The sequence below is a fragment of the Kitasatospora sp. NPDC057198 genome (assembly GCF_042670125.1).
Lineage (GTDB): Bacteria > Actinomycetota > Actinomycetes > Streptomycetales > Streptomycetaceae > Kitasatospora.
In genome coordinates this window covers 1-4,492 of the sequence record NZ_JBHUWH010000574.1, presented here as the reverse complement: position 1 = coordinate 4,492, position 4,492 = coordinate 1, and the positions used below count along the sequence as shown (strand labels likewise).

Below are 4,492 nucleotides of genomic sequence, written 5' to 3'. Positions count from 1 at the left end.
GCCCTCACCGGCGGCGCCGCCGTCGCCACCGACCACAGCGGCTACACCGGCACCGGCTTCGCCGGCGGCTTCACCGACGGCAACAAGGGCAACGCCACCGCCACGTTCACCGTCACCTCCGCCGGCGCGGGCAGCGGCAGCGTCGCGATCCGGTACGCCAACGGCACCGGCTCCGCCAAGACGCTGACCCTGCTGGTCAACGGCGCCACGGCCGGGCAGGTCACCCTCCCGGCCACCGCGAACTGGGACAGCTGGGCCACCGTCCGGCAGAGCGTCACCCTCAACACCGGTGCCAACACCGTCGCGCTGAAGTTCAGCACCGCCGACAGCGGCAACGTCAACCTCGACAGCCTCACCCCCACCACCCCCACCGGCACCACCACCCCGGACCCGGGAACGGGCACCGCCGGCGCCACCCTCCCCTACACCGGCTACGAGGCCGAGGCCGGCACCACCAACGGCACCGTCCTGACCCCCGACCGCAGCTACCTCGCCGTCGCCTCCGAGGCATCCGGCCGCAGCGCCGTCAAACTGACCCAGACCGGCCAGTACGTCGAGATCAAGCTCACCGCCCCCGCCGACGCGATCAACCTGCGCTACTCGCTGCCCGACAGCGCCGACGGCACCGGCCTCGACGCCACCCTCAGCGCCTACGCCGACGGCCAGGCCCTGCCCGACCTGCACCTCACCTCCCGCTACGCCTGGGTCTACGGCGCCTACCCGTACACCAACAACCCCGCCGACGGCCAACCGCACCGCTTCTTCGACGAGACCCGCGCCACCCTCGGCCGCACCCTGCCCGCCGGCACCGTGCTGCGCCTGCAGAAGGACGCCGGGGACACCGCCGCCTCCTACACCCTCGACCTGCTCGAGGCCGAGCAGGCCGGCCCGGCCGGCACCCTGCCCGCCGGGTACCTCTCCGCCGCCGACCTCGGCGTCACCCCCGGCGGCCAGGACGTCACCGCCGCCCTCAACACCGCCCTGAACACCGCCAAGGGCCAGGGCAAGGGCCTGTTCCTGCCGCCCGGCACGTACACCGTCTCCGACCGGATCAACCTCTCCGGCGTGAAACTGCGCGGCGCGGGCGTCTGGTACACCGTGCTGCGCGGCACCGGCCTCAAGGGCGGCCTGTACGGCACCGGCGGCACCAGCACCGTCGAGGACCTGGCGATCGACGGCCAGAACACCGTCCGCGACGACGCCAACGGCCAGGCCGGCATCGAGGGCGACTTCGGCACCGGATCCGTCATCAGGAACGTCTGGATCCGGCACACCAAGGTCGGTCTGTGGATCAACGCCCCCACCAAGGGCCTGCGGGCCGGCGGCCTGCGCATCCGCGACACCTACGCCGACGGCGTCAACCTGCACGGCGCCGTCGACGACGCCGTGGTCTCCGACAGCAGCATCCGCGGCACCGGGGACGACGCCCTCGCCATGTGGTCCGACGGCGCCCCCGTCACCAACAGCGCCTTCCGGCACAACACCGTCCAACTGCCCACCCTCGCCAACGGCGCCGCCGTCTACGGCGGCAGCGGCAACAGCGTCGAGGACAACCTGATCTCCGACACCGTCACCGCGGGCGCCGGCATCACCGTCTCCAGCCGCTTCGGCCAGCCCTTCACCGGCACCACCACCGTCTCCGGCAACCTGCTGCGCCGCACCGGCAGCCTCGAGACCAACTGGAACGCCCAGCTCGGCGCGATCTGGATCTACGCCGACCAGAGCGACCTCACCCGGCCCGTCGTCCTGAACGGCAACACCGTCGAGGACTCCACCTACAGCGCCCTGCTGCTCACCTGGCAGAAGCAGGTCGCCGACCTGCGCGTCGACGGACTGGTCATCGACCGGACCGGCCACCACGGCATCGAGGTCAACGCCGCCGGCCAGGGCAGCTTCGCCAACACCCGGATCACCGGCACCGCCGACGCGCCGCTGAACGTCACCGGCGGCTTCACCGTCCAGCGCGGCACCGGCAACACCGGCTGGTAGCCCCCGCACCTCCCCGGGCCCGCCCGTCCACCCCGCCGGGTACGCGGGCGGGCCCCCGCACCGTCCACGAACAAGGAGAACCCCCCGTGCACACGCCCAACGCCCGCCCCGCCCAGCCCTGGTGGCGCACCGCCGCCATCTACCAGGTCTACGTGCGCAGCTTCGCCGACGGCAACGGCGACGGCGTCGGCGACCTCGCGGGCGTGCGCAGCCGCCTGCCCTACCTGCGCGACCTCGGGGTGGACGCCCTCTGGTTCAACCCCTGGTACCTGTCCCCGATGGCCGACGGCGGCTACGACGTCGCCGACTACCGCGACATCGACCCGCTGTTCGGGACGCTCACCGAGGCCCGGGACCTGATCGCCGAAGCCCACCGGCACGGCCTGCGGGTCATCGTCGACCTCGTCCCCAACCACTGCTCCGACCAGCACCCCTGGTTCCGCGAGGCGCTCGCCGCCGCCCCCGGCGCCCCCGAACGGGAACGCTTCTGGTTCCTCCCCGGCCGCGGCGCCGACGGCGAACTCCCGCCCAACGACTGGCAGTCGTACTTCGGCGGCCCCGCCTGGACCCGCACCACCGGCCCCGACGGCACCCCCGGCGACTGGTACCTGCACCTGTTCGCCCCCGAGCAGCCCGACCTCAACTGGGAACACCCCGAAGTCCGCACCGAGTTCGAGTCCGTCCTGCGGTTCTGGCTCGACCGCGGCGTGGACGGCTTCCGGATCGACGTCGCCCACGGCCTCGCCAAGAAGCCCGGCCTGCCCGACGTCGGCCCCGACCCCGACGTCACCGACCTGCCCTACCAGGACGTCGACGCCGTCCACGACGTCTACCGCTCCTGGCGCAAGATCACCGACGGCTACCCCGGCGAGCGGGCCTTCGTCGGCGAGGTCTGGCTCCCCACCCCCGAACAGTTCGCCCGCTACCTGCGCCCGGACGAGCTGCACTCCGCCTTCAACTTCGAATTCCTGTGCTGCGCCTGGGAGTTCGACGCGATCAAGAACGTCGTCGACGGTACCCTGGCCGCCCACGCCGAGGTCGGCGCCCCACCCACCTGGGTGCTCTCCAACCACGACACCATCCGCCACACCACCCGCTACGGCCGCGAGGACACCTCCTTCGACATGGGGAACAAGCGGCTCGGCGCCCCCAGCGACCGCACGCTCGGCCTGCGCCGCGCCCGCGCCGCCGCCCTGCTCACCACCGCCCTGCCCGGCGGCGTCTACGTCTACCAGGGCGACGAACTCGCTCTCGGCGAGGTCGAGACCCTCCCCGACGAGCTGATCCAGGACCCCACCTTCGTCCGCTCCGGCGGCACCGACCGCGGCCGCGACGGCTGCCGCGTCCCGCTGCCCTGGACCGCCGACGGCCCCTCGCTCGGCTTCTCCCCGGACGGCGCCGCCGACCCCTGGCTCCCGCAGCCCGCCGACTGGGCCGGACAGAGCGTCGCCGCGCAGGACGCCGACCCGCACTCCGCGCTCACCCTCTACCGCACCGCCCTCCGGCTGCGCCGCGACCGCCTCGCCGCCCTCCCCGAACGACTCGACTGGCTGCCCGCCGCCCCCGGCGTCCTCGCCTTCACCCGGGACGGCTCCTTCGCCTGCGCCGTCAACTTCACCCCCCACCCGCAGCCCCTCCCGCCCGGCAGCACCGTCCTGCTGGCCAGCGCCCCGCTCGACGGCGGCCTGCTGCCCCCGGACGCCTGCGCCTGGTTCGACCTGCCCGCGACGGACTGAAGACCGCCGCGCAGGGCGCCGACCGGGCCGCCCCGGGAGGCCGGGACGGGGTCCGTCTATGCTCGGTTCGTGCACCTGTTCTCCAGTGACGGCGATCCGTTGGTCAACGCGTTCCCGGCCGAACTGTCGGAGGAGGTCGCGGCGGTGCTGGCGGTCATGCCCGCCGCGCGGCTCCGGCCGGCCGACCCGCTCCCGGCCGTGGTGGAGGGCCGGCCCGTCGCCGTCCCCGGGCGCATCTACCACGACGAACCGCCCGCCGAGGCGCTGGCGTCGCTCTCCGCCCGGCAGCGCCAACTCCTGCACTGCCTGTACTCGAGGCACCACGACGGCAGGGTCAGGCAGCGCCACCTGGCGGAGGTCGTCGGCTCCGTGGAGCCGTGGGCCGTCCCGTTCGTGGTGCGGTCGGCCGGCGAGTACGTCGTGGAGATCCTGGTCGTCATCCGCGACGGGCTGCGCGACCTCGCGGTGCCCGGCAGCGACCACCAACTCGCCTACGGGCGGTTCATCGTGGACAACCCGGCCTTCTTCGCCCGCGTCCAGCGGCAGGTCGTCAGCTACTGGAACTGCTACTACCGCTCCACCCACGCGAGTTTCCGGGGCTACCCGGGCTGCACCGTCCTCGAACTGCTCCGCTCCGCCGCCTCCGACCGGGCGGGGCGCCGCTGGCCCAGCCTCGCCCCGGCCGCCGGGGCGAGGCTGGACGGTTTCTGCTAGGCCCTGCCGGTCCCCCGGTACGGACACCGGGCCGGACCTGCGTCTGCTATGTA

General features: G+C 73.6%; 3 protein-coding genes. All 3 read left to right on the top strand.

Going from position 1 to position 4,492, the window contains the following annotated elements:
* A partial coding sequence (locus ACFUEL_RS35705; protein WP_380241745.1) for a glycosyl hydrolase family 28-related protein occupies positions 1-1,989 on the top strand: 1,989 nt, incomplete at its 5' end.
* A gap of 86 nt (positions 1,990-2,075) precedes the next feature.
* The gene (locus ACFUEL_RS35700) at positions 2,076-3,725 is read left to right on the top strand and encodes a glycoside hydrolase family 13 protein (protein WP_380241743.1); all 1,650 of its coding nucleotides are present in this window, start codon (positions 2,076-2,078) and stop codon (positions 3,723-3,725) included.
* Positions 3,726-3,794: 69 nt separating this feature from the next.
* A complete protein-coding gene (locus tag ACFUEL_RS35695; RefSeq protein WP_380241741.1) occupies positions 3,795-4,439 on the top strand; it encodes a hypothetical protein in 645 nt (214 codons plus the stop codon).
* Positions 4,440-4,492: the final 53 nt, after the last annotated feature.